This window comes from Aquimarina longa SW024 (genome assembly GCF_001401755.1).
GTDB classification, from domain to species: Bacteria; Bacteroidota; Bacteroidia; order Flavobacteriales; family Flavobacteriaceae; genus Aquimarina; species Aquimarina longa.
Genome location: NZ_AVQK01000015.1, coordinates 1 through 25,059, shown reverse-complemented (window position 1 = coordinate 25,059; position 25,059 = coordinate 1). Strand labels below are relative to the sequence as shown.

26 protein-coding genes are annotated in these 25,059 nt (G+C 31.3%); 17 read left to right on the top strand and 9 right to left on the bottom strand.

The window, feature by feature from the left end:
* Positions 1-258: 258 nt before the first annotated feature.
* Positions 259-642: a VOC family protein gene (locus tag N456_RS02640; RefSeq protein WP_062053618.1), complete on the top strand. Its 384-nt coding sequence runs from the start codon at positions 259-261 to the stop codon at positions 640-642.
* Between the two features lie 87 nt (positions 643-729).
* Here N456_RS02640 and N456_RS02635 read toward each other — a convergent pair whose 3' ends face one another.
* A complete protein-coding gene (locus tag N456_RS02635) occupies positions 730-2,070 on the bottom strand; it encodes a cytochrome-c peroxidase (protein WP_062053616.1) in 1,341 nt (446 codons plus the stop codon).
* 127 nt (positions 2,071-2,197) lie between these two features.
* Positions 2,198-3,472: a branched-chain amino acid transport system II carrier protein gene (brnQ, locus tag N456_RS02630; RefSeq protein WP_062053614.1), complete on the bottom strand. Its 1,275-nt coding sequence runs from the start codon at positions 3,470-3,472 to the stop codon at positions 2,198-2,200.
* Between the two features lie 37 nt (positions 3,473-3,509).
* Here brnQ and N456_RS02625 point away from each other — a divergent pair, with 37 nt between their 5' ends.
* Positions 3,510-4,292 (top strand): alpha/beta fold hydrolase, encoded by a 783-nt coding sequence (locus N456_RS02625; protein ID WP_062053612.1) that lies wholly within the window; start codon positions 3,510-3,512, stop codon positions 4,290-4,292.
* 266 nt (positions 4,293-4,558) lie between these two features.
* A complete protein-coding gene (locus N456_RS02620; RefSeq protein ID WP_062053610.1) occupies positions 4,559-4,831 on the top strand; it encodes a hypothetical protein in 273 nt (90 codons plus the stop codon).
* Between the two features lie 6 nt (positions 4,832-4,837).
* Here the strand turns inward: N456_RS02620 and thiL are convergent, their stop codons facing one another.
* On the bottom strand, positions 4,838-5,884 hold the full coding sequence (thiL, locus tag N456_RS02615; protein ID WP_062053608.1) for a thiamine-phosphate kinase: 1,047 nt from the start codon (positions 5,882-5,884) through the stop codon (positions 4,838-4,840).
* 172 nt (positions 5,885-6,056) lie between these two features.
* Between thiL and N456_RS23975 the strand changes: the two genes are divergently transcribed.
* From N456_RS23975 to sufD, 5 genes are read left to right on the top strand one after another with little or no spacing between them, the layout of a single operon-like run.
* On the top strand, positions 6,057-6,386 hold the full coding sequence (locus tag N456_RS23975; protein ID WP_062053606.1) for a HesB/IscA family protein: 330 nt from the start codon (positions 6,057-6,059) through the stop codon (positions 6,384-6,386).
* Positions 6,387-6,425: 39 nt separating this feature from the next.
* Positions 6,426-7,871, top strand: coding sequence for a Fe-S cluster assembly protein SufB (gene sufB / locus N456_RS02605; RefSeq protein WP_062053604.1), 1,446 nt, complete (start codon positions 6,426-6,428; stop codon positions 7,869-7,871).
* A 31-nt stretch (positions 7,872-7,902) separates the two neighbouring features.
* Positions 7,903-8,289, top strand: coding sequence for a hypothetical protein (locus tag N456_RS02600; RefSeq protein ID WP_062053602.1), 387 nt, complete (start codon positions 7,903-7,905; stop codon positions 8,287-8,289).
* Positions 8,290-8,332: 43 nt separating this feature from the next.
* Positions 8,333-9,085, top strand: a complete 753-nt coding sequence (gene sufC, locus N456_RS02595; protein WP_062053600.1) for a Fe-S cluster assembly ATPase SufC — start codon at positions 8,333-8,335, stop codon at positions 9,083-9,085.
* Between the two features lie 2 nt (positions 9,086-9,087).
* Positions 9,088-10,401: a Fe-S cluster assembly protein SufD gene (sufD, locus tag N456_RS02590; RefSeq protein ID WP_062053598.1), complete on the top strand. Its 1,314-nt coding sequence runs from the start codon at positions 9,088-9,090 to the stop codon at positions 10,399-10,401.
* A gap of 77 nt (positions 10,402-10,478) precedes the next feature.
* On the opposite strand, the gene N456_RS02585 is transcribed toward sufD, so the two are convergent.
* Positions 10,479-11,831: a serine hydrolase domain-containing protein gene (locus N456_RS02585; protein ID WP_062053596.1), complete on the bottom strand. Its 1,353-nt coding sequence runs from the start codon at positions 11,829-11,831 to the stop codon at positions 10,479-10,481.
* Between the two features lie 224 nt (positions 11,832-12,055).
* Between N456_RS02585 and N456_RS02580 the strand changes: the two genes are divergently transcribed.
* From N456_RS02580 to N456_RS02550, 7 genes are all read left to right on the top strand, one after another.
* A complete protein-coding gene (locus N456_RS02580) occupies positions 12,056-13,270 on the top strand; it encodes an aminotransferase class V-fold PLP-dependent enzyme (protein ID WP_062053594.1) in 1,215 nt (404 codons plus the stop codon).
* A 312-nt stretch (positions 13,271-13,582) separates the two neighbouring features.
* Positions 13,583-14,293 (top strand): DUF4377 domain-containing protein, encoded by a 711-nt coding sequence (locus tag N456_RS02575; RefSeq protein ID WP_062053592.1) that lies wholly within the window; start codon positions 13,583-13,585, stop codon positions 14,291-14,293.
* Between the two features lie 152 nt (positions 14,294-14,445).
* Positions 14,446-14,868, top strand: coding sequence for a SufE family protein (locus tag N456_RS02570; protein WP_062053590.1), 423 nt, complete (start codon positions 14,446-14,448; stop codon positions 14,866-14,868).
* Between the two features lie 48 nt (positions 14,869-14,916).
* Positions 14,917-15,243 (top strand): SUF system Fe-S cluster assembly protein, encoded by a 327-nt coding sequence (locus tag N456_RS02565; protein WP_062053588.1) that lies wholly within the window; start codon positions 14,917-14,919, stop codon positions 15,241-15,243.
* A gap of 141 nt (positions 15,244-15,384) precedes the next feature.
* Positions 15,385-15,822, top strand: a complete 438-nt coding sequence (locus N456_RS02560; protein WP_062053586.1) for a PaaI family thioesterase — start codon at positions 15,385-15,387, stop codon at positions 15,820-15,822.
* Positions 15,823-15,879: 57 nt separating this feature from the next.
* Entirely contained in the window at positions 15,880-16,389 is a 510-nt protein-coding gene (locus tag N456_RS02555) for a DUF2480 family protein (RefSeq protein WP_062053584.1), read from the top strand.
* Between the two features lie 184 nt (positions 16,390-16,573).
* Positions 16,574-17,494 carry a DUF3078 domain-containing protein gene (locus tag N456_RS02550; protein ID WP_062053582.1) on the top strand — a complete coding sequence of 307 codons (921 nt, stop codon included), beginning with the start codon at positions 16,574-16,576 and terminating at the stop codon, positions 17,492-17,494.
* A gap of 77 nt (positions 17,495-17,571) precedes the next feature.
* Here the strand turns inward: N456_RS02550 and N456_RS02545 are convergent, their stop codons facing one another.
* The gene (locus N456_RS02545) at positions 17,572-18,012 is read right to left on the bottom strand and encodes a GNAT family N-acetyltransferase (RefSeq protein ID WP_062053580.1); all 441 of its coding nucleotides are present in this window, start codon (positions 18,010-18,012) and stop codon (positions 17,572-17,574) included.
* Between the two features lie 220 nt (positions 18,013-18,232).
* Here N456_RS02545 and N456_RS02540 point away from each other — a divergent pair, with 220 nt between their 5' ends.
* Entirely contained in the window at positions 18,233-19,258 is a 1,026-nt protein-coding gene (locus N456_RS02540; RefSeq protein ID WP_082422409.1) for a DUF3078 domain-containing protein, read from the top strand.
* Positions 19,259-19,344: 86 nt separating this feature from the next.
* On the opposite strand, the gene N456_RS02535 is transcribed toward N456_RS02540, so the two are convergent.
* Positions 19,345-19,905 carry a transposase gene (locus N456_RS02535; RefSeq protein WP_062053578.1) on the bottom strand — a complete coding sequence of 187 codons (561 nt, stop codon included), beginning with the start codon at positions 19,903-19,905 and terminating at the stop codon, positions 19,345-19,347.
* Between the two features lie 63 nt (positions 19,906-19,968).
* The gene (locus tag N456_RS02530; RefSeq protein WP_062053576.1) at positions 19,969-21,399 is read right to left on the bottom strand and encodes a DUF5689 domain-containing protein; all 1,431 of its coding nucleotides are present in this window, start codon (positions 21,397-21,399) and stop codon (positions 19,969-19,971) included.
* A gap of 240 nt (positions 21,400-21,639) precedes the next feature.
* On the opposite strand from N456_RS02530, the gene N456_RS02525 reads away from it, so the two are divergent.
* Complete coding sequence (locus tag N456_RS02525) at positions 21,640-22,851, top strand: site-specific integrase (RefSeq protein ID WP_062053574.1); 1,212 nt, start codon at positions 21,640-21,642, stop codon at positions 22,849-22,851.
* Positions 22,852-22,874: 23 nt separating this feature from the next.
* Here N456_RS02525 and N456_RS02520 read toward each other — a convergent pair whose 3' ends face one another.
* Together N456_RS02520 and N456_RS02515 are read right to left on the bottom strand one after the other, a co-directional pair.
* Entirely contained in the window at positions 22,875-24,104 is a 1,230-nt protein-coding gene (locus N456_RS02520; protein ID WP_062053572.1) for a hypothetical protein, read from the bottom strand.
* A gap of 66 nt (positions 24,105-24,170) precedes the next feature.
* Positions 24,171-25,059: DNA adenine methylase (locus tag N456_RS02515; RefSeq protein ID WP_205410245.1), on the bottom strand; the 889-nt coding region annotated here is incomplete at its 5' end.

The following is a 25,059-nucleotide window of genomic DNA, read 5'->3' as shown; positions in this document are numbered from 1 at the left end:
ATTTCAAAATAAAAAATTAAAACCATTTGGATATCAGCTAAGGAACAGATTAAAGAAGAACGTGAATTTACATTGTTAACTGGAAATTGCTCACCTAATGGCGTTAGACTGCTATTGAAACGACGCGATACACGAGTATTCTTATGAGTTTAAAACCCATGATACCTGTTAATTATATGTTCTTTATCTATATTTTCAATAATTTATAGAATATTTCCTATAGTTCTTTCGTTACAGACAAAACTCTTTTTTCACATCATGCAACGAATGAAAATTACAGCTGGTCATCAGCAGGCTATGCCATATATAGTTGTTGAAAAAGCAGAAGATTTTATCGATTTTATTCGAAAAATTTTTCAAGCACAGGAGATGATACGGCGATTAGACATAAATAATAGGATCCAACATTCTGAAATCAAAATAGGAGATACTACCCTATTTCTTACAGAAGCATCACAGCATCATCCCGCACATCCTGGATCTATGTATGTATATGTAAAAGATACAGATCAAACTTATTATGAAGCTATAAATGCTGGAGCCATATCCTTAATGGAACCTATGGAAGAAGACCATGATCTTAGAGGAGCTGGTTTTAAAGATCCTTTTGGAAATACTTGGTGGATTGCAACATTAAATTAATATCAACTCTTTTTTGAATTAACCAGAAAAAAAATAAATCATTCTGGTTAATTCAAAACAAAACTGATATAGATTCAAAACAAATGATTATTTACATCCTAAATCTTTTTGAGATTGTATGTCATTTGTAGGAAAGCATAATCCAGATTGTATTGCTTTGGGCACGTATCTAGTAAGGTCTGGATCTCGTAAACTCCGTTCTATAAAAACCGTTAGATCATCTATTTCTTGATTTGTTAAATTGATATTTCCAAACTGAATCGCTAGATTTTCAACTGTTACCTCTTTAGATTGAGGAATTCCTTTGTTTTTATAGACTATGACATCTCTTACTGATGTAAATGTTCCACCATGACCGTAAAAATTGTTATCTATCAAATTGTATAAAGTTGGTGTTTTAAACTTATAATTATCTTCAGCGTTTTTAGTAAACCCTCCTCTTCCTTTCTTTACATTATCAAAATCTACATTTTTTAATACTACTGCTTTTGCTGAATTATCAAAGTCTCCCATTCCAAAAGCATGAAAACTTCTATCATTTAATGCTGGTCCTGTATGACATTCATAGCATTTTGCTTTTCCAAAAAAAATAATTGCTCCTCTTTTTTCAGTAGTATTCATAGCATCATAATCTCCTCTTAACCATTCTTGCCATGGAGATTTATTAGCAAGTAATGTTCTTTCATAAGCAGCTATAGCAAGTCCGGCATTTTTAGTGGTATATCGTTCTTTTTCTGGAATATCGCTAAAAGCTAAATCAAATAGTTCTTTATATCCAAAGGTATTTACAAAATCACTATTAATTTTTAATCTATGGGCACCCTGACCTTTTATTGCCTGAATTTCAACCCCCTGAAGTCTTAAAAAATTCTCCTCTATTTTGCCCCAATTAGATTCTGTACCCTCATTAGTTCCTGTCCCTCCAAACTGCCCATTCCAAAGCATAACATCTTGATATGCTACATTAAGAAGTGTTGGTGAACGAACTGGTTGTATATCTACAGAGTCGATAGGAACATTCTTATTTATGAATCTTCCATCACCATTCATTCCAAAACCAATACCACATTCTCCAACACCTTGCCTTAGTCCTGAACTAAATCCTGCAGCTACCTGATGACAAGAGGCACAAGAATAGGTGCCTTTCATCTTATCTATTTTTGGATTTCCTCCAGATGCTGTTTCATGTAATAGTAATTTTCCTAATGTTACTTTTTGTCTTGTAATCGGGTTTTTAGGGTCTTGAGGAATTTTAAGATAATCATCACTTTGGGGTAAGATAAAATAAGAAAGTCCATTTTGTTCTGAAATAGTTGTCACCAATTTTCTTAAATTCTCATCTAAATCTGATTTTATAGGAACATAATCATCATTATTGCAAGAAGTTAAAAGTATTCCAATAAGCACTAGAGTAATTGTTTTTCGCATAGGTTTTTTCGTTATTTGGGATATAAATAATCATTATTGTTCAGTGCCAAAATAGTAAAAACGATTACAATATGATCTTAGATTTTACTCAAAAAAGTATCTAATTTCACAATGTTTGATTATTATTTCATCTCTTTATATATGAAAAGATATTTATCCCTAAGAGCACAATTAACGTGGGTACCAACCATGCTAGACTATACACTCCTAGAGGAAGAACTTCTAAAACCGGACGAGCAATATTTTGCATTCCTATAGCTCCTAAAAAATCAGGAATACTAAATATAATTGTCGTAATAACGACGGTTCTAAATACTGATACAGTAGTAAATCTGTCGGGTAAAACATTTAATACTATTAGAATAATAGTAATAGGATAAATAAACATCAATGCTGGTATCGCTATATTGATGATATAATGTACATCAAATTGCCCTATTAATACTCCAAGAACACATGATATAATTGCAGTAATAAGATATGATTTATGAGAATCATTACATAACCCTTTTATAAAATCTGCGGTACCTGTTATAATACCTACTGCAGTAGTAAAACAAGCTATTCCAACCAAAGCACTCAGGAAAATTTTACCAATATTACCAAGGGTTTTCATACTCAATCCCGATAATAAATCAGTTCTGGTTACCTCTGCACTAAACTGAGTATTAAACAGTGCTCCAGTATAAATCATTCCTGAATAAATAATCAAAAGACCTATTCCTGCTATAATACCTGATTTTATAATCAATCTGCGATTTTGTTCAAAGTTATTTATTCCTTTTATATGTAATGAAACGATAATCACTCCACCTACTACAACAGCTCCTATAGCATCAAAAGTTTGATATCCTTCTAGCAACCCACTAATTACTGGTGCTTGCAATTCAGATGGATTCATAACAGGGGTTTCTATAAAAAAAACACCTATACAAATAATACTAAGAATAACAATAAATATAATTGGAGATAGAAATTTACCTAATAAATTAAGAATCTTAGATCTATTAAGTACAAAAATCAATACTAACACAAAATATAACGTACTAGTTAACAAAGGGCTTGTACCAAAAAAAGGTTGAACTGCCATTTCATGTGTTACCGAAGCTGTTCTTGGAGAAGGTAATGCTATAGATATTAGATATACCAGTATACAATAAACAAGACTAAACGTCGGAGATACCTTTTTTGCAAAATCTAACATGGTGCCCTGTAATCTCGCATACGCAAAAATCCCTAATAAGGGTATAATCACTGCAGAAATTACAAATCCTATAATTACCATAAACCATGCATCACCAGCTTTAAAACCAAGAAGAGGAGGGAGCATAAGATTTCCTGCACCAAAAAACATAGAAAATAATGCAAATCCTGCTATGAAAGTTTCTTTATTAAATCTCATTTAATTACGTTTATTTGTCTAAAAATAAACTTTCAAAATGATAATAACATACAAAGGGATTAAAATAAATTATAACACCTTTGGAAAAGGGAACTCTATTATTCTACTACATGGGTTTTTAGAAAACGCTACCATGTGGGAAGAAACAATCAAACAGCTATCGACTTCGTACCATTGTATAACTATTGATTTATTAGGTCATGGTAATACAGAATGCTTAGGTTATATACATACTATGGAAGATATGGCTAGGGCTATTAAAGTAATTATAGATCACTTAAATATTCCTAAAGCAATTTTTATTGGCCATTCAATGGGGGGCTATGTAGCTTTAGCATATCTCGATCTTTTTCCTGATCATATTTCTGGTATAGCATTACTCAATTCTACAGCATTACCTGACAGTCCAGAAAGAAAAAAAAACCGTAATAGAGCAATTGAGATTGTTAAAAAAAATCCCAATGCATATACTAGTATGGCAATTGCCAATCTGTTTGCACAAAAAAACCGAAATCGATTTTTAGATCAAATAGCTGCAATTAAAAATCATGCTTCTAATACACCTCTACAGGGTATTATTGCTGCTTTAGAAGGCATGAAATCTCGTAAAGATCGTACTACTATTCTTTCGAGTTTTAATGGTTCCAAAATTATATTTGCAGGAAAACAAGACCCAGTACTATCTTATGAGCAAAGTGCTAAAGAATCTAAACATTACGAAATTGACCTTATTAGTTTCGATGGAGGACATATGTCATATTTAGAAAATAAAGATGAATATATAACCGAACTATATACGTTTTTAAATTCTATATCCTAATATCATGAATTTATTGTAATACTATTTTTTGGTTATACTTCAGAATAGTTTATTTTCTTTTACAAAAAGTAAGAGTTATTTTTAAAAAACCAGATTAACGACATTTTTATCAGTCAAAACAACTAAAAACTCTTGTTTTTTAGTTAAAAAAGCTTCATTAGTCATTTTTTCTTACAAATACTATTGTTTGTACGAAAAATATCCCTATACTTGTGTATATTAATAATCTATAACTATTTTACATGAGTTTTTAACCCCAGAAAACAATGAAAAAAAATACCCCAAACCTCGCATTTTCCTTTTCAAAAATTTATTGCTCTTTATTTGGGCATGACTATCTTCTTTCTAAAAATGTCACCCATCATATTAAAGAATACACTTGTGCACATTGTGGTGAACAGGCTACAACTAATAGTAGAGGTCGATTAGAAGTCATGACACCAAAATTAAAAGAAATTAATAATGCTTTAGCTTTTGTTCATGCTAAAAAACAAGCAAAAGCCAGTAACCCGAATACTTCTCTTAAGATAGCATTATAAGTTTTATTATTTTTTGATTGGGTTCCATCCTTGGGCTGTTATTTCAATTCTTTCATTAGCTCTAGTCACTAGACCTATACCGCTTTTTTCATCTGCTATATGGCCAATAACAGTAAGGCTAGGATTTGCTTTAATTTTTGGATAATCTTCCTGTTTAATTGTAAACAACAACTCATAATCTTCTCCACCGTTTAATGCAACTGTTGTGCTGTTCAATTTAAATTCTTCACAAGTAGCTATAACTGTAGGATCTAATGGAATTTTTTCTTCATATAAATTTACTCCAACTTTAGATTGAGTACAGAGATGTATAATCTCTGATGATAACCCATCACTGATATCAATCATGCTTGTTGGCTTGACATCTAATCCCCTAAGAAGTTCTGAGATGTCTTTTCGTGCTTCTGGCTTAAGTTGTCTCTCAATCAAGTAAGCGTATTGGTCAAGATCTGGTTGTGAATTAGGATTAACTTCATACACTTGTTTCTCACGCTCTAATACCTGAAGTCCTAAATATGCAGCTCCTAAATCACCTGTTACAACCAGTAAGTCATTTTCTTTAGCTCCACTACGGTATACTAAGTCTTCTTCATTTGCATACCCAATAGCAGTAATACTAATCAATAATCCTTTTGTTGATGAGGTCGTATCCCCTCCTACCACATCAATATTATATAATTTTGCAGCTGTTTTAATTCCTTCATATAATTCTTCCAAAGCTTCTAAGGGAAATCTATTTGATACAGCAATAGAAACTGTAACCTGAGTAGCTACTGCATTCATAGCGTATACATCCGAAAGATTTACAATTACAGCCTTATATCCTAAATGCTTTAAAGGAACGTAAGATAGATCAAAGTGTACTCCTTCGATCAATAAGTCTGTAGTCAATACACATTTTTTATTCTCAAAATCTAATACCGCAGCATCATCCCCAATACCAAAGGATGTGGATTTTTGCGTATTCTCAAAACCCTTAGTCAAGTGATTAATAAGTCCAAATTCTCCCAATTCAGACAACTGTGTTCTTAGTTTATTTTTATCTTCAATCATTTTGCAAAGGTAATTGATCATTACGAATTGGCATTCATTTCAGACATCATAATCTTCTATTATAGTTTTCGCTTATTGTAATATATGATAGATAAATGTTAGGTTATGTAAATAAAATCTACTTATGTAGTATATTTGCATTTCATTTAGAGTTAATCTATTTATATAAAGTATGATTAAAGTATCAGACATAGCAAAAAAGAAAGTAATCGAATTGATGAGTGATGATGGATATAGTGTGACTACTGATTATGTTCGCGTAGGAGTAAAAAGTGGTGGTTGTTCTGGTTTATCATATGATTTAAAGTTTGATAAAGAGCAACAAGAAGAAGACAAAGTATTTGAGGATAATGGTGTGAAAATTATTGTAGATAAGAAAAGTTTCCTCTATTTAATTGGTACCACCTTAGAATATTCTGGCGGTTTGAACGGTACTGGTTTTGTCTTTAATAATCCCAATGCTAGTAGAACTTGCGGTTGTGGAGAAAGTTTTTCCCTTTAATTGATAAAAAAATCCTGAATTACATATAGGATAAAAAAAATGGCATATACCGAAGACGATTTAAAGAAAGAGTTAGAAACCAAAGAATATGAGTATGGATTTTATACCGATATAGAATCTGATACTTTTCCTGTAGGTCTTAATGAAAATATAGTTCGTGCAATTTCTAAGAAAAAAGAAGAGCCAGAATGGATGACAGAATGGAGGCTTGAAGCGTATCGTATCTGGGAACAAATGGAAGAACCCGAATGGGCTAATGTTGCTTATACAAAACCTGATTTTCAAAATATATCGTACTACTCTGCTCCAAATAAAAAGCCTAAATACAATAGTATTGATGAGGTAGATCCTGAATTACTTGAAACTTTTGAAAAATTAGGGATCTCGTTAGAAGAACAAAAGAAACTGGCAGGTGTTGCTGTAGACATTGTAATGGACTCTGTATCAGTAGCTACAACATTTAAGTCAACTCTTGCAGAAAAAGGAATTATATTTTGTTCTATTTCTGAAGCAATTAAAGAACACCCTGAATTAGTAAAAAAATATATTGGATCTGTAGTTCCACAAAAAGATAATTTTTATGCAGCTTTAAATTCTGCAGTATTTAGTGATGGTTCTTTTTGTTATATTCCTAAAGGAGTTCGTTGCCCTATGGAATTATCAACCTATTTTAGAATCAATCAAGCAGGTACAGGTCAGTTCGAACGTACTTTGGTTATAGCAGATCAAGGAAGTTACGTAAGTTATCTAGAGGGTTGTACAGCACCATCTCGTGATGAAAACCAACTACACGCTGCTGTTGTAGAATTAATTGCTTTAGATGATGCCGAAATAAAATATTCTACAGTACAAAACTGGTATCCTGGTAATGCTGAAGGAAAAGGAGGAGTCTATAATTTTGTAACCAAAAGAGGTTTATGTGAGACTAACTCTAAGATTTCATGGACTCAAGTAGAAACAGGATCAGCAATCACTTGGAAATATCCATCTTGTGTGCTTAAAGGTGATAATTCTGTTGGAGAATTTTATTCTATCGCAGTTACGAATAATTATCAACAAGCAGATACAGGTACAAAAATGATACATTTAGGTAAAAACACTAAAAGTACTATTATTTCTAAAGGTATTTCTGCCGGAAAATCTCAAAATAGTTATCGAGGATTAGTACAAATAAATAGTAGAGCCGCCAATGCTCGTAATTTTTCACAATGTGATTCTTTATTAATGGGCAATGAATGCGGAGCTCATACGTTTCCATATATAGAAGCTAAAAATAAAACTGCTCAAATAGAGCATGAAGCTACTACAAGCAAAATAGGTGAAGATCAAATCTTTTATTGTAATCAACGAGGAATTGATACAGAAAAAGCAATAGCCTTAATCGTTAATGGGTTTAGTAAAGAGGTCTTAAACAAACTACCTATGGAGTTCGCTGTAGAAGCACAAAAACTTCTAGAAATTTCTTTAGAAGGCTCTGTTGGGTAAGTTAATTGTAAAACCATCAAATCTACTATTAATGAAAAAACTATTCATTCTATTCGCACTAAGTACAGTACTTTTTTCTTGTAATTCTAAAAATGAAAAACTCGATTTAATTCGAGGTGAATTTATTCTTTTAGACGATGCTGCTGTCATAAAAGGAGACGACTTTATTTATGGTGTTGTTATTAATGAATTAACAAATGAGCTGGCAAAAAAAATTAAACCCTTACAACGAGAAGAGTATGATATGGTTCCTGTAGTCATAAAAGGAATTATAAAACCCAATCCAGAACAAGGGTGGGAAGAAATAGTAGAAATCAAAGAAATTATTGGAGTAAGTACTCCAACATCAGAGTTACCCACTAAAATCAAATCTTTAGAAAAAGAAAACTCTGATACAAACTCAGACAAAAAAAGTTAAATACATAAATTATATCTCAAAAGAGGTAAAAGCATTGCGCAACATGTTAGAAATAAACGATTTACACGCAAGTGTCGAAGGAAAAGAAATTTTAAAAGGTCTTAACCTAAATGTAAAAGCTGGAGAGATTCATGCCATTATGGGGCCTAACGGTGCAGGGAAAAGTACATTAGCGAGTATCATTGCCGGTAAAGAGGAATATGAAGTAACCAAAGGTAATATCGTCTTAGAAAAAGAAGATATCGAAGAACTTGCTGCAGAAGAGCGTGCACATAAAGGTATTTTTCTATCTTTTCAATACCCTGTAGAGATCCCAGGAGTAACGGTAACAAATTTTATGAAAACCGCTATCAATGAGACTCGAAAAGCACAAGGATTAGAAGAAATGCCTGCTAAGGATATGCTTAAAAAAATTCGTGAAAAATCTGAACTCTTAGAAATAGATCGCAAGTTTTTATCTCGTTCTCTTAATGAAGGATTCTCTGGAGGAGAAAAAAAGCGTAATGAAATTTTCCAAATGGCAATGATGGAGCCTAAATTGGCTATACTAGATGAAACAGATTCTGGACTTGATATTGATGCTTTACGTATTGTCGCCAATGGAGTAAACAAACTAAAAAGCGAGCAAAATGCTATCGTAGTTATTACACATTACCAACGTTTATTAGATTATATTATCCCTGACTTTGTACACGTCCTGTATGATGGCAAAATTGTAAAATCTGGAACCAAAGAGTTAGCCTTAGAGCTAGAAGAAAAAGGATACGACTGGATTAAAGAAGAAATAAACGCATAGTTATGGAATTGAAAGATAAACTAGTATCTTCTTTTTTGGCTTTTGAAAATACGGTAGACGTAGATACAGCTGTTCATGACATTAGAAGTCAAGCTATTAAGACTTTTGAAGAAAAAGGGTTTCCTACTAAAAAAGAAGAAGCTTGGAAATATACTTCTCTAAATACTGTATTAAAACACGATTATAGTATTTTTCCAAAAGAAGAAAATGCTATAGAGTTTAAAGACATAAAACGATATTTTCTTTATGATCTTGATACGTATAAAATTGTATTTATTGATGGTCAATATTCTTCTCATTTATCTGAGACTACTCATGATAAGATAGATGTTTGCTTAATGTCATCGGCATTAACTCATGAAAAATATAAACCAATAATCGATACTTATTTTAATAAAATAACTCCTCAAGATGGACTTTCGTCTTTAAACACTGCATTTTCTAGAGAAGGAGCCTATATTTATATTCCAAAAAACACAATCGCAGATAAGCCTATACAGATTATACATTTTGCTACAGGAAAAGAGTCTGCTCAGATGCTACAACCTCGTAATTTAATTGTTGTAGGAGAAAATTCTAATGTTCAAATTATTGAGCGGCATCAAAGTTTAAGCAAAAATCCAGTACTTACCAATTCTGTATCTGAGATTTTTGCAGATAAAAGTGCTTTTGTAGACTACTACAAAATCCAAAATGACGACCAAAGTGCTTCTCTAATAGACAGCACTTATATTGAGCAACATGCAAAAAGCGTAGCATCTGTACATACTTTTGCTTTTGGTGGAAATATCACTAGAAACAACCTTAACTTTTACCAAAAAGGAGAAGGAATTGATTCTATTCTTAATGGTGTAACAATCATTGAAGGAAAACAACATGTAGATCACAATACATTAGTACATCATACAGAACCAAACTGCGAAAGCCATCAGGATTATAAAGGTATTTTTGATGAAAGAGCTACTGGTGTTTTTAATGGAAAAATTATAGTAAACAAAGAGGCACAAAAAACAAATGCTTTTCAGTCTAATAATAATATCTTACTTAGTGATAAAGCGACGATCAATTCTAAACCTCAGTTAGAGATTTTTGCAGATGATGTAAAATGCTCTCACGGATGTACTATTGGGCAATTAGATGATAATGCATTATTTTATATGAAATCTCGTGGTATTGGAGAAAAAGAAGCAAGAGCATTATTGATGTATGCATTTGCTAATAATGTATTGTCTAGTGTAAAAATACCTCAACTAAAAAGCAGAATTAATAAACTAATTGCTAAAAAACTTGGAGTGGATATTGGTTTCGATTTATAAATCAATCCTTTAAAAAATATGATCAAAGCCAAATCTATACAAGATTTGGCTTTTCGTTTTTAAGATCTCCCTACCCTTTACTCTACTGCCTCAGTAATCTCTTTCAGAAATGTATTAAAATCTACCCCTGCATCTCCGATTAACCCAAATCGTACAATTACCAAATCTTTAGAAGGGATAACAAACACTCGTTGCCCCTGAAATCCATTAGCAGAAAACATATCTCTAGGTGCATCGGGATAAAAACCGCCAGAATTTAACCAAAAATGCCCTCCATAATCCCCATTAGATGTAGGGCTTGGAGTAGTTACATAATCTACCCATTCTGGATTAAAAATTTGTGTTCCATTCCAATTGCCTTTATGAAGGTATAACAATCCAAATTTACCCCAATCTCTCACAGTAGCCCAAGCATAAGAAGAACCTACATAGTTACCTTTCATATCAGTCTCCATAAGCATAGAGTGCATTCCTATTTTATCAATAAACTCTCGGTAAGGATAATCTAGATACTCTTGATAGTTTTTAAACTGCTTTCGCAAAATCCCAGATAATAAATTAGAAACACCAGAAGAATAATACCAATACTCATTAGGCTTATGAATAGCTTTTTTATGAATCTGAGGAGTAGTCATATCTGATGCAACATATAACATTTTTGTAACATCAGATATAGACCCATAATCCTCTTCCCATTCTAAACCACAGTTCATCTGTAGTAAATTATTGATGGTAATCTCTTTTCTTACATCATTTTGCCACTCCTCTATAGGGGCTTTACTATAAATATCTATTTTACCCTGCCCTTGTAGTACTCCATATACTGTACTAAGGATACTCTTAGTCATAGACCATCCTAATAATTTAGAATCTTTATCTAATCCATTGATATACTTTTCTGCAATGATCTGATCTTTATAGAGCACCATAACAGCTCTTGTTTTTTGTATATTCTCTCCATTAGTATCAAAAATTGAAGCAACTGCTTTAGTTACTGTATCATAATTAATAGTAGTAAAAACAGTATCTTTTTGTTTTAGATCTCCATATGGATATGCTAATCCCGTATCCGTTATAGTTCTATTTGGTACTAAAGCAAGCTTATCTTCATCAAAATCATCATCAATCAAAACACTGCCTAATCCTTCTCTATAAATCGCTTTTCTTTCTTTAAGACCAAAAACAGAAGAGATGGTAACTCTTTCCTCTACATCAATCTTATCGTCTGCCAAATTAACTGGAGAAAAATTATTATCATTTGTATCTGTGTATTCTAAACTACGATTGGCTACAAAAACTGATGAGTTTATATTCTTAGCAGAATACCCTGTCAATATAGTAAGTTTTGGATAATTCAGAGCAACTACACCACAAATCCCCACAAAAAGAATAAGAACTATAACTCTGATACTTTTTTTAAAGCGTTTCATAGGAAAATTAAGAATTAAATAATTCTAAAAATAAAAAAATAGGATTAGATATAACTGTATTATCTGTTATATTAAACTTAATTTTTTAAAGTATTTTCATCACTTTATCAAAATAATTTAATACCCTTCTTAATCTAATATCCATCATTATATAGGCTCAAAATTTTCTTCTACAGCAAGACATTTGACAATTGGTATTAGTATTTTTGCAAAAATAATTTGATATGCTAGATGTACAAAACATACGAGAAGATTTCCCTATTCTTAAACGACAAGTAAATGGTAAACCTTTAGTCTATTTTGATAATGCAGCAACTTCACAAACACCACAAACTGTTATTGATGCTATAGTAGATTATTATAGTAATTACAATGCTAATATACATCGTGGTGTACATACATTATCACAAGAAGCAACAGATGCTTATGAGATTGCTCGTAAAAAAGTACAAGAACATTTTAGCGCTAAACATTCTCATGAGATTATTTTAACCTCAGGAACAACACATAGTATTAACATTGTAGCTACTGGTTTTACAAACTTGCTTTCTAAAGGAGATGAAATTATCGTTTCTGCATTAGAACATCACTCTAATATTGTACCATGGCAGATGCTTTGTGAGCGTACAGGGGCTATTCTTAAAGTTATTCCTATGAACGAAGAAGGAGAGTTACTAATGGATGTGTATGATCAGTTGCTCTCTAATAAAACCAAACTCGTTTTTACCAATCATATTTCTAATGCATTAGGAACGATAAATCCTATCGAAGAAATTATTAAAAAAGCACATAATGCTGGCGCTGCTGTATTAATCGATGGCGCGCAAGCATGTCCACATGTAAAACCAGATGTACAAGCTCTCGATGTAGATTTTTATGTTGCCTCAGCGCATAAGCTTTGTGGTCCTACAGGTGTTGGTTTATTATATGGTAAAGAAGAATGGTTAAATAAACTCCCTCCTTATCAGGGTGGTGGAGAAATGATAGATGAAGTAACTTTTGAAAAAACTACCTATGCAGGATTACCTCATAAGTTTGAAGCAGGTACTCCTAATATCTGTGGTGGTATCGCATTTGGAGTAGCATTAGACTATATGAATAGTATCGGTTTTGATGCTATTGCAGCATACGAAAATGAACTATTAGAGTACGGTACACAAAAGTTATTAGAAATCGAAGGTTTAAAAATATACGGTACTTCTAAAAATAAAACCTCTGTAATCTCTTTTAATATAGATCATATTCATCCCTATGATATAGGAAGTATTATAGATAAACTGGGGATTGCTGTACGTACAGGACATCACTGTGCACAACCCATCATGGATTTTTATAAGATCCCAGGAACTATAAGAGCTTCTTTCTCTTTTTATAATACCAAAGAAGAGATTGATAGTTTGGTTGAAGCTGTAAAAAAAGCAAAAATGATGTTAGCATAATTTAGATTTGATAATATTTCATACCTACTAGGCTGGAATCCATCATGGAAACAAAGGAAACCTTTTTTTATAAAATCTGATAATCAAAAAGATACACCTTAACTTAATAATATTGGGGTAAAGTCCACGAGGTATGCTTCCGAAAAAATAGTTTGATTTCGGAGCAAGACTTGGAACATTAAACTCTCTATGGGAGTAAAAAATTTTAAATCATAGATCTATAAAACAAATTGCAGTATATAATTATTTACTAATAACCATAGTAACACCTTAGGTTTAATTTCATTTTAATATCTTTAAAAGAAAAATTCTATGAATAAGTTTGTGCTCTTATTAGTTATTGTTTTTTTGTGCTCTTCTTGTCAAAAGACAAAAAGAGTTTTTATTGGTAGTCATCAAGCAGATTGTGTTGGTGTAGTCCCTCAAAAATGCTTATTATATAAAGAAAACGCTTCTGATCAATGGTCCAACTTTTATGATACTATAACAGGTTTTGAATATGAAGCAGGATATCTTTATGAAATCGAAGTTATAATTACCAAAATTGAAAACCCTCCTGCAGACGGTTCTTCATTACGATATACTTTAGTAAAAATAATATCAAAAGAAAAAGATCAGTCTGTAGCACAACATACTTCTAAGAAAACCCAAAATCATAAAGATGATATTATAAGTATCGAGTATGAGGCACTCTCTAGAGGCTCTTTTTTGCAAATCAAGATCAATAAAGACCTTATAAAAACAAGTAGTGATAGAAATCTAGAAAAAATTAATACTAAAAAATGCGCTGAAAAAGATTGGAATACAATCCTTTCTGTTCTTAAAAATATAGATATTGATAAAATTAGTGAATTAGAAGCTCCAACTGGTAAAAGGCTTTTTGATGGTGCTCCACATGCACAGTTAAAAATCACTTCTAAGATTAAATCAATCACCTCTAGTGGTTTTGATCATGGTTCGCCTCCTAAAGAACTACAGCAATTGGTTTCTACTATGCTATCATTATCAGAACATACTGAATAGCAGCAAATAACACACCTTCATACATTGTTTTTATAATCAAAGTAATATTGATACAGATTAGCACATAATTTATATAATAATCAATTTAGTTCGTATTGAAAATCTTGATTATGGTTATTTCTTATTGTATTTTTGTGAAAAAATTATAGCTCATGACGATTCAAGAAATCCAGGAAGAGATAGTTGATGAATTTGATATGTTTGATGATTGGATGCAACGATACGAATATATGATTGAATTGGGGAAATCACTCCCTCTAATCAAAGAAAAATATAAAACAGATACTAATATCATAAAAGGATGCCAAAGTAAAGTATGGGTACATGCCGAGATGAAAAATGACAAGGTAGCCTTTACTGCCGATAGCGATGCTATTATCACTAAAGGAATCATTGCAATACTGATACGTGTTTTTTCTGGACAACACCCAACAGATATTATCGAAGCAAATACCGATTTTATTGATAAAATTGGATTAAAAGAACATCTATCTCCAACACGTGCTAATGGTTTGGTAAGCATGATAAAGCAATTAAAACTATATGCGATTGCTTATCAAACACAACTAAATTAAATATAGCTTTTTCATATGATTAAGTTATATCTTTAAAAAACAAAACAAATGAGCGAAACGACTATAGACACTAATGAATTAGGAGAAAAAATTGTAAAAGTCTTAAAAACAATTTATGATCCAGAAATCCCTGTAGATATATATGAACTAGGATTAATATATGATGTATTTGTTAATGAAGATTACGATGTAAAAATCCTAATGACACTTACCTCTCCTAATTGTCCGGTTGCAGAATCTTTACCTCAAGAAATACAAGAAAAGGTAAAATCTCTTGATGCAGTAAACGATGTAGAGATGGAACTTACCTTTGATCCACCATGGTCACAAGATTTAATGAGTGAAGAAGCTAAATTAGAGTTAGGAATGCTTTAATCCCTCATCGAGGGTCTAAGTTTGCCTCTAAAACAAAATATATTTCCAGAAACAAACCTCTAGAGTTTGCTCCAAAATTGTTAATTTAATATAAAAAATAGGTTTTAACACTATTTTCTAACATCTTGTAAATTAAGGAACATGAATCCTGAACATTATAGTAAATTAGAAAAAATGTATCTACAAGCAGCTATTAATACGACACTGTATGAGACAACTACTATAAAAATCTCTGAAGGTATAACAGAAATCAAACTACAGATTTCTGAAAAATATTTTCATGCATTAGGAGCAATACATGGTTCTGTTTATTTTAAGTTGTTAGACGATGCTGCCTTTTTTGCTGTAAACTCTATTGTAAAAGATGCTTTTGTACTTACCACTTCATTCAATATTAACTTAATACGACCTGTTAATAAAGGAGTCATCACCGCTATTGGAAAACTAAAATTTAAATCCAGAAATCTTTATGTTGCAGAAGCAACATTGTATAATGAAAATGGTAAAGATATTGCATTTGGTACTGGTAATTTCACAAAAAGTAATGTAACATTGTCAGAAAAAATAGGATATAAATAACGGTATTAGCCTCAAGGCGAGCCTCGGGGAATTAACCCCAAGAAAAATGAGAATATAATGGCCGAAGAAATTATAAATAGAGTAGCAAATAACAAAAACTTAATCACCTTTGATTTAGAAGACTATTATCCAGAAGGAGATCGTATACTTTTTGATATCAAAGATTGGCTTTTTGAAGGGCTACTACTACGCGAAAAAGAGTTTAGAAAACAGGTCTCTGATCATGATTGGAGTCAATATAAGGATACATATGTTGCATTAAACTGTTCTACAGATGCTATTATCCCTGGTTGGGCATATCTTTTGGTAACTAGTGCATTACTTCCATTTACAAAAAAAGTAGTCGTAGGATCCTTAGAAACTTTGGAAACAGTACTCTATACTCCTATTATAAATACTATTGATATCTCATCATATAAAGACAAACTTATTATCATAAAGGGGTGTGCTCATAAACCTGTTCCACAAGGAGCTTACATTGCTATACTACAGAAACTGCAACCTATTGCCAAAAGCATTATGTATGGAGAAGCATGCTCTGCAGTTCCTTTATATAAAAGAAAATAATCTTTTTATCCTCTAATCTGGTCTTTTATCGAAAAAAAACACTGTAAGTAGTTTCATATAACACAAAAATATTCTGTAAAATTATATTTGCCGACGTAAAAAAATAGGCAGTCATTGATATCAATTACCATATTACTTAACTTTTAAAAATGACTCAATTAAATTACTAAAATTAACTGACTACATGAAAAAAACACTTTTAACTCTAGCATTAATAGCAACCTCAGCAATTTCATTTGCTCAGGACGAAGCAAAAAAAGATGACACTCCAAAAGATGGATGGACAAGAGGTGGAAATATAAGTTTATTGTTTAATCAATCTGCTTTTAATAATGATTGGACTAGCGGTGGAGTTTCTAATATAGCTGCTAACCTATCTGTATCTTATGACTTTAATTATAGAAAAGGACCACTAACATGGGATAATAAAATTATTGCTGATTACGGGTTAACAAAACTAAAAGATGAAGATTTCTCAAGAAAGACAAATGATCGTTTCGAGTTTAATTCTTTAATTGGTAAACAAATCAAAGAATCTAACTGGTATTATTCATTCTTTTTAAACTTTAGAACTCAGATGGATCAAGGGTTTATATACGAAAAAGACGAAGATGGAAAAGATATAAGAACCTCTAGAACTCATTTCTTTTCTCCTGCATACTTACAATTCGGTCCAGGTATGTTATGGAAAAAAAGTGATAATCTGAAAGTGAATATTGCTCCTGCAACAGCTAGGTTTATCTTTGTTGATGATAAGTTTACAAAAGCAGAAGGACAGGCTGCTATCGATGCATTTAATGCTACTGGTGGTTATTTCGGGGTAGATGCTAATGAAACTTCTCGTTTTGAATTTGGAGCAGCAGTTAGTGCATATGCTAAATTTGATCTTATGAAAAACGTATCTATGGAAAATATCCTTAATCTATATTCTAATTACCTAGAAGATCCACAGAATGTAGATATTGATTATACCGCTAATGTAGTAATGAAAATTAATAAGTATTTATCTACTAATATTACATTCCAAGCAATCTATGATGACAATGCAGTGGGTGCTTTTCAAATCAGAGAAGTATTTGGGCTTGGTGTAAATTATGGGTTTTAAGAAAAAGCATATATAATATCAATATAAGTACAAATTTAAAAAAAGGCTTGTTTTACAGTAAAACAAGCCTTTTTATACTATTTAATATACAGAAGTTGCATATCAAACTCATACTGATCCTCTCCTATTATACTAAAACCACTACGCTCATATAAATATCGAGCAGGATTCTCTTTTAATACCTTTAATTTTAAGCTTTTACCTAAGGCTTTAGCTTCAGTAATTATATCTTTAAGAACACTCTTTCCAATTCCTTGACCTTGATATTCTGGTAATATTTGTAACTGTATGATTTCTATATAGTGCACTTTTTCTATATGTTTTAGCATACCCACTCTTTGAGCAGATAACGATAATACATAAGCATTTTCATATTCAAAATTTACTCTAGATAAGTGTTCTTCATCTGATAAATGAATCCTTGAATTCTTTAAATGCTCATCCATCGTTAGTTTTCTTAACCTAAATAAGAAATCTTTATCTGATTCTTGTGCCTTAATTAACTCTATTTTTTTCATCTATCTAAAATTTTACAAAAAAATGATATTCAGTAGTTTAATCATTTTATTTAACATTAATTTTGGCTAACCAAATACTCATTATAGGCCTTCATAAGAGATCTGTGATATATCTCAAAACCGATAAGGTACTATTTTCTTTAACAACAGAATTACTTTTCAATTTGAAAAACTAAACGCATCCTTTATATTTGCATTCTACCCCTGCAATAGAATTCATATGAAAAGAATTTTTCTAGCAGTTTTTGTACTCTTTTTAATACTAAAAACTTCTGGTCAAGAAAAACAAAAAGTAAAATATCTCGATTCCATTCAAGTTAACTTAAAACGTTCCTTAGATAGTATTTTAAAAAACACTCCAAATGAATTGAATACTATTATTTTAAAACAAAAATTAAAGGAGATTAGCCCTAAGAAAATAAAAACAGAACAATTAGGATGGAAAACCAAGGCTGTTTATTCCTTACTTTTTAATCAGTCTGCATTTAATTTAGATTGGCAAGGAGGGGGAACTTCTAATATTGCCGGAAATACAGCATTAACTTTTGAGTTTAATTATAAGCGAAATAATCTGGTTTGGGACAATAAAATTTTATCTGATTATGGTCTCACTTTTTTAAAAGGAGAAAATTTTGCTCGCAAAACTAATGATAGGATTGAATTCAACTCTAGATTAGGTCAAAGAATCGGACAAAGTTTTTGGAACTATTCTTTATTTATCAATTTCAGATCTCAATTTGCTAAAGGATATCGATTTACTAAAGACCCTAAAACAGAAGAAACCATTCGTACAGAAGAAACTCATTTTTTCTCTCCGGCTTTTATACAAATAGGTCCAGGTCTATTATGGAAAAAAAGTGATAACTTAAACATTAATATCGCTCCTGTTACTGCTCGTATTATACTTGTGGATAAACAATTTACTAATATTGAGGGGTATAAAGATGGGGATTACTTTGGAGTAGATACCGGTAAAAGCTCTAGATTTGAGTTTGGTGGATCACTAGCTGCTTATAATAAATTTATGGTTTTAAAAAATGTAACGGTAGAGAATCTATTAAATTTATATTCTAATTACATTGAGGATCCAGCCAATATAGATATTGACTACACATTAACTATTAACTTACTAGTTAATAAATATATTACAGGTAGTTTTGTCTTTCAGGCAATCTATGATGACAATGCAACAACTGGATTTCAGATACGAGAAGTAATTGGATTAGGTCTTAAATATCAATTTTAATATAATAATCAATAAACTCGAAGTATATTTAGTTTATAATTAGACCTCACAGGTCTTAAGACCTGTGAGGTCTAATTATTTCTAATCTATTCTAAGGTATAGCTTTCTTCAATTTTCACTTTTTTATGTAAATGCGCATATTCAAAATTGGACTTACCTTCAAATAGAGAAAGTATAAATTCTCTATTAAGCTTAGAGTCTTTAGAAGACAAAAAGCTTTGGTACGAAGAGAACGAATATTTTCTAAAATCTGATACCATTTTATGATGTTCTGGATTTAAATGTGTGTAGATAATAAGTTGTTTTAAATAGTCTTCATTTTCTATCTTTTTTCTCGAAAACCTATCTTTGAATAAGCTCCCGTCTCTATCATAAGCCTTATTGACCGCCTTTGCATAAGCATTAAACATGTTTGAAAACTTCTGAGAAATTAATTTTCCCTCAACATGATCATGGGTTTTGACTACTAAATGAAAATGATTTTTTAATAAGCAATATGCATAAACTTCACATACATCTAAAATATACTTCTCTAGTAAACTTAGAAAATAACTATAGTTACGATGGTTTTTAAAAATATCTTCTTTGTTATTTCCTCGATTGTATATATGAAAATAAGCATCAGGTGTTAATGGTTCGTATTTCATTTTTTAAGTTTTAATTTACACCTCACAGGTTTAAAACCTGTGAGGTGTAAATAATTAATATCATTATTCTTTTCCTATAATCTTAATAGCATCAATATGGTATCGTGTTGTTGCTCTAGGGTCTCCGCCGATATATCGAAAACCTATACGGACTGTACCATCTATACATGATACTCCAATAGGTCCACTAGGTATAGAATTTCCAAAACCATTTAATGGTCCTCTTGGGATTGTGGCATCTAGTTTTACCCATGATGTAGTTGTTGGATCCTTTGTAAATTCATTGGTTATAAAAACCTCCATAATATTTCCGTTATCATAACCTGCCTGTAGATCAAAATGTAAAGCCTCATCAGTAGACATACTTAGGTCAATCTCTGGAGTTATCAACCAAACTTCATATAGGCTTTCTTTAGACCTAAATCCTGTAATTTGCATATATTGATTGTTGGCAAAATCTCCTATTTTATAGGTTAATTTACCTCCTGTAGTATTCTTATTAATCCATCCTTTATCATGCAAATCTTTAGTTTTAATCCCTGTAAAATCTTCTCTAAATAACTCCTTCGTATCTCCTGCTATTATTTTACATTCTAAAACTAAAGGATCACAACGTATATCAGTATCAAATACAAGTCCTCTAGAGTCGTTAAGTACTAAGTTATATCTATTACCTAAAAAGTTTTTGGTTAATATTCCTTCAAAACTTCCTTGCGTAACTGGCAATTTAAGGCCTTTAAAATCAGAAAAAGTGCTTGTGCTTACTATTGTTGTTCTCCCTGTTGCACAACTTTCTATAATACGTTCTCCATCAAACTTATCATTAGTTTCTGCCGCAAAAGTAAAGACATTTTCTTCTTGAATGAGGTTTTTAGAAAACTGAAGATTATTAATCTTAACATATAAATTAAGAAGCTTATCCGTAAAATCCTCTAATACAACCTCTAATGGAGTTATTCTAACAATTTCTGTAGATCGTATCAGTACCTTATCTATATAAAAAGAGGGAATTGCTGCAATATCATTCCCTTCAGAAATTCCAAGGGTTGGAACACCGTTCTCTATCCCAATAGATAAACCATCTAATTTAATATAAACCTTACGACCAAATTCATAAGTGGTAAATAGAGGGTTATCATCGATTAGTACTCGTACTCCTGCTGATGGGTTAACATTTTTATCCTGAAGTATTACTTCTTTAAAAAAATTACTCGCTTTATCATTTGATACTACGTAACCTTCTATAAAATTATCCGTGTCTTTAAAAACTACCTTAGCATTTTCTCCTTCTTTTACTACCTCTTGCCCTAGAATACCAAGTAACGCATCAATTGTTACCATAGTTCCTTCTATATCTGGTTCTTCAATTGCTAATTCTGGTGTTTTAAAATCTTCTTGTACACAAGCTGTTAATATTTGTACAACAATCAAAATGCTAAAAAATTTCTTTATGTGAATTAAATTCATTTTTATACTATCTTTTTTTGTATTCATTATTTTTTAAGTTGATAATTTATAGGTCATTTTATTCGTTTTTTAAACCTCACAGGTCTTTAAGTTCTAATAGATTGATACATTAAATAACACTAATAAACATAAATCGCTAATAATCATTGCCCTTATTGATTTTTCCTTGTTTGAAAGTGTTGCTTAAAATCATTTAAAACCTTTAAATAGTTTAACCTATGTTTAACCATATTGATTATATTTGTCTTGAATTCAAATACTTACAACATGGCTTCAGTTAAAATTTTATTGTATAAGAATAAACAAAATTCTAAAGGAAAATATCCAATAGTTTTGCGAATTACAAAAGACCGTATTCCAAAGTATAAGTTTTTGGAATACATTGATCTTAAAGACTGGAATGAAGAGAAAACAGAGGTAAGACAATCCCATCACAGTTACAAGCTGTTGAATAACCTTATTGATAACGAATATGTCCGTGCAAAGAACTTAATCCTTGACTTCGAGGCTAAAGATAAAAATTTTACTGCCAACCAACTAATGACAATTTTAAAAGGCAACCGAGATTCTATGAATTTCTCGAAATTGGCTAAAGAATATCTTAAAGAAAAGAAATCATCTAATAAAAGAGGATATTCTTCCTGTGTCAGTCGGGTAGAAAAGTTTAAAGAATTCCTCAAAGGAGATGATATTCATTTTGAGAATATCACAGAATCCTTGATCAAGAGGTATGAGGTATATATGAAAGTGAATGGTTTAAAATCCAAAACTTCCAGAGCCAATTGCTTATCAGTTGTACGAACTATATTTAATAAAGCAATTACTGAAGGAATTGTGGATTCAGAATATTATCCATTTGGAAAACGTAAGTTCAAAATAAAGCACGGTAAAACTTTAAAAATAGGATTGGATAAGGAAGAGATAAAAAGGATTGAAATTTTAGAGTTAGAAGAAGGCTCCACGACATGGCACACCAGAAATGTATTTCTTTTTTCTTTTTACTTAGCAGGAATACGTATTAGTGATACATTGCACTTAAAATGGCAAGATATCCAAAGTGGGAGATTGTATTATCAGATGGGAAAAAATGAAAAACCTGATTCCCTTGAACTTCCTAGAAAAGCGTTGCACATACTGTCTCTCTATGAAAAAGATAAAATGAGTCATACTGATTTTATATTTCCAGAGTTGAAAAAAGCAAACCTAAAGGATGCTAAAGATATTGAACGAAAAATCAATTCAGCTGGAGCAAAATTTAATCAACATCTTAAAAAAATTGCTAAACAAGCTAAAATCAACAAAAAACTCACCAATCATATTTCTAGGCACAGTTTTGGTAATATTGCAGGAGCTAATATTCCTGTACAAATGCTTCAAAAGCTATACCGACATTCACATTTAAGTACAACTATTGGATATCAGTCCAATTTTGATCATACTAAAACTGACGAGGCTTTGAATACTGTTCTGGATTTTTGACCAGTTTATTAACCAAAATAGATTTATAAATCCGTTAATGGTTGTGAGATCGTCTCTGTATCTCCTATAACTTCTTTACTAAAAATATTATATTTAATTCCTGTTACTCCGTATCTGTTTTTAGAAGTAACTGCATAATTATTTCTGAATGTATCATCTACTTTAATTATTTCTATATTAATCCCTGAATCAAATAATGGAGCTGTTCCTCCTCGTATAGTTTTTTGTGTAGTCCGCTGAAAAATAACTATAAATATAGTCTCTGGATGTTGTTTTCGTAATCGATCAAAATCTTGTGAAAGTAACCTTGTCTTATTCCAACTATCAATAATGATCACATCAAAGTCTTTCGCTGCTCTCGAAATGGTATCATATCCATCAGGCAATTGATCTGTAATGAATATTTTACCCTGATTTTTAGACTGTAAATACTCTTGTTTCATTCTAGTGATGAGATCAGAGTGTTTCCCTATCTCTAAAGTAAAAATACCGATTTGATTTCCTATATCTGCAAAAGCGTCTGCTAATTGATACGTAAACCTTGTTTTCCCACCTCCCTGATCCCCTTCTATAGTAAGTGCTAATTCAAACTTTTCTAAGTCACCTAATAATTCTCCTAATGCACCATTGAGACGAAATGTATTAGTACTAATTTGTTTTGGTTGCCTATTGATTGCCGTAAAAAGAGGAACATTTTTTGTTTTTGATATCGAAAGGATATTAGTAGTACTAGGAGAAGATTCTGTAATATTTCCCAAAGGTTTTATTGTATTGTTGAAAACATGCCCCAGTTGTTTCCTCCATTTATGATTGATGACGATGTTTACTTTTTCATTTAGGGATAAGGTGTTATACTGAGTAATCAGTTTTTGTTGGATTTTTTCGATATGTGATGCATGAAGAGTATTCTTTGTAATTTCTTTTTTAGAGATAGCACACTGCAGGTCAATAATATAGTTTTTTAATGTAGCTCTATTTTGAACTGATTGATGCATTTGCAGAAACCTTTTTACAAAATCAACGAGTATAGTGTTGTCCTCATTAGTATTTATAATATCTTCACTAGCTAAATGCATATTAAGTTGTTTTATATAGATATCAATGGTTTCTCTGATTTCCTGCTCCTGATGGTAAAAACCTCTAGCTTCCATAAAAAACTGATGCCCTTTTTGTAATATTTCAGAGAGCTTTTTAATGTTTACAAGTGTAATCTCTTGATCATAATTATTAAAAGAAATACGATTTTTTTTCATTTAACAATTTTATAAATTTAGATGATGAGCTCTTCGGGATGATTCGGTTTTGTTCCTGTTTTGTTATTATTTTAACAAAGCAAATCGAATTCTAAGTGCTTTTGATTTTAATAGCATAGCAGCAGTTGTATTTCCACTTAAAGATTTGTTCATTTTATGGATATCATAATTAGCCGTTAGTACTTCGGTTTTCTTTTTATCTCGAGATCCTTTAGTAACACTAATTGTTTGTTGAATAGAATACTGCGCCCATTTATATTTTGTTTTATAGTATTCTAGTATATCCGATGGATAGCTGCTTAATAAAAACGTTCCTTTGATTGTACTGAGTAGTTTTAATAGATGTATAAAATCTTGCTTAGAATATCCTTTGTAATGCCCCATATCAGAATTAAAATATGGAGGATCTATATAGAAGAAACTATCAGAGGTATCCCTACTTTTTATAACTTTTAGCGCATCATTACATTCAATATCCACCAAATTTAACCGATCACAGATTTCTTTGGTAAATGCTTGTTTTTTATTAAAAATACCACGAGATATTCCGTTGGTTTTTCGTTCGTAGGCATATCCTCCAAACAGAATTTTAGAGAAACTCATATTGGTTTGCACCCAAAATGCCCAGGCACGTTTTACAGCATTTTTTTCAGTAGTATCTTGTAATATAGTCTTAGCTTCTGTATGTAGTTTTCGACTATGGGGTGTTGCTTGTATCAGTTTGTTGAGTTTAGCAAACTGAAGCTTACAAACCTTGTAAAAATTAACTACTCTTCCATCGAGATCGTTAATTACTTCTACTGGGCTTGGCTCTTTGGAAAAGAAAATAGCACCTCCTCCAACAAACGGTTCACAATAGAGGTTATGTTTTGGGATTAGAGAAAGTATACGTTTTGCTAAATTTTGTTTCCCTCCATAATAAGAAATAGGAGTCTTTTTGATTCGTTCTAATCCC

What these genes read in the sequence shown, in the direction of transcription:
- N456_RS02640 (WP_062053618.1), top strand. Translation starts at nt 259, where the DNA reads ATGCAACGAATGAAAATTACAGCTGGTCATCAGCAGGCTATGCCATAT.
- N456_RS02635 (WP_062053616.1), bottom strand. Translation starts at nt 2,070, where the DNA reads ATGCGAAAAACAATTACTCTAGTGCTTATTGGAATACTTTTAACTTCT.
- brnQ (WP_062053614.1), bottom strand. Translation starts at nt 3,472, where the DNA reads ATGAGATTTAATAAAGAAACTTTCATAGCAGGATTTGCATTATTTTCT.
- N456_RS02625 (WP_062053612.1), top strand. Translation starts at nt 3,510, where the DNA reads ATGATAATAACATACAAAGGGATTAAAATAAATTATAACACCTTTGGA.
- N456_RS02620 (WP_062053610.1), top strand. Translation starts at nt 4,559, where the DNA reads ATGAAAAAAAATACCCCAAACCTCGCATTTTCCTTTTCAAAAATTTAT.
- thiL (WP_062053608.1), bottom strand. Translation starts at nt 5,884, where the DNA reads ATGATTGAAGATAAAAATAAACTAAGAACACAGTTGTCTGAATTGGGA.
- N456_RS23975 (WP_062053606.1), top strand. Translation starts at nt 6,057, where the DNA reads ATGATTAAAGTATCAGACATAGCAAAAAAGAAAGTAATCGAATTGATG.
- sufB (WP_062053604.1), top strand. Translation starts at nt 6,426, where the DNA reads ATGGCATATACCGAAGACGATTTAAAGAAAGAGTTAGAAACCAAAGAA.
- N456_RS02600 (WP_062053602.1), top strand. Translation starts at nt 7,903, where the DNA reads ATGAAAAAACTATTCATTCTATTCGCACTAAGTACAGTACTTTTTTCT.
- sufC (WP_062053600.1), top strand. Translation starts at nt 8,333, where the DNA reads ATGTTAGAAATAAACGATTTACACGCAAGTGTCGAAGGAAAAGAAATT.
- sufD (WP_062053598.1), top strand. Translation starts at nt 9,088, where the DNA reads ATGGAATTGAAAGATAAACTAGTATCTTCTTTTTTGGCTTTTGAAAAT.
- N456_RS02585 (WP_062053596.1), bottom strand. Translation starts at nt 11,831, where the DNA reads ATGAAACGCTTTAAAAAAAGTATCAGAGTTATAGTTCTTATTCTTTTT.
- N456_RS02580 (WP_062053594.1), top strand. Translation starts at nt 12,056, where the DNA reads ATGCTAGATGTACAAAACATACGAGAAGATTTCCCTATTCTTAAACGA.
- N456_RS02575 (WP_062053592.1), top strand. Translation starts at nt 13,583, where the DNA reads ATGAATAAGTTTGTGCTCTTATTAGTTATTGTTTTTTTGTGCTCTTCT.
- N456_RS02570 (WP_062053590.1), top strand. Translation starts at nt 14,446, where the DNA reads ATGACGATTCAAGAAATCCAGGAAGAGATAGTTGATGAATTTGATATG.
- N456_RS02565 (WP_062053588.1), top strand. Translation starts at nt 14,917, where the DNA reads ATGAGCGAAACGACTATAGACACTAATGAATTAGGAGAAAAAATTGTA.
- N456_RS02560 (WP_062053586.1), top strand. Translation starts at nt 15,385, where the DNA reads ATGAATCCTGAACATTATAGTAAATTAGAAAAAATGTATCTACAAGCA.
- N456_RS02555 (WP_062053584.1), top strand. Translation starts at nt 15,880, where the DNA reads ATGGCCGAAGAAATTATAAATAGAGTAGCAAATAACAAAAACTTAATC.
- N456_RS02550 (WP_062053582.1), top strand. Translation starts at nt 16,574, where the DNA reads ATGAAAAAAACACTTTTAACTCTAGCATTAATAGCAACCTCAGCAATT.
- N456_RS02545 (WP_062053580.1), bottom strand. Translation starts at nt 18,012, where the DNA reads ATGAAAAAAATAGAGTTAATTAAGGCACAAGAATCAGATAAAGATTTC.
- N456_RS02540 (WP_082422409.1), top strand. Translation starts at nt 18,233, where the DNA reads ATGAAAAGAATTTTTCTAGCAGTTTTTGTACTCTTTTTAATACTAAAA.
- N456_RS02535 (WP_062053578.1), bottom strand. Translation starts at nt 19,905, where the DNA reads ATGAAATACGAACCATTAACACCTGATGCTTATTTTCATATATACAAT.
- N456_RS02530 (WP_062053576.1), bottom strand. Translation starts at nt 21,399, where the DNA reads ATGAATACAAAAAAAGATAGTATAAAAATGAATTTAATTCACATAAAG.
- N456_RS02525 (WP_062053574.1), top strand. Translation starts at nt 21,640, where the DNA reads ATGGCTTCAGTTAAAATTTTATTGTATAAGAATAAACAAAATTCTAAA.
- N456_RS02520 (WP_062053572.1), bottom strand. Translation starts at nt 24,104, where the DNA reads ATGAAAAAAAATCGTATTTCTTTTAATAATTATGATCAAGAGATTACA.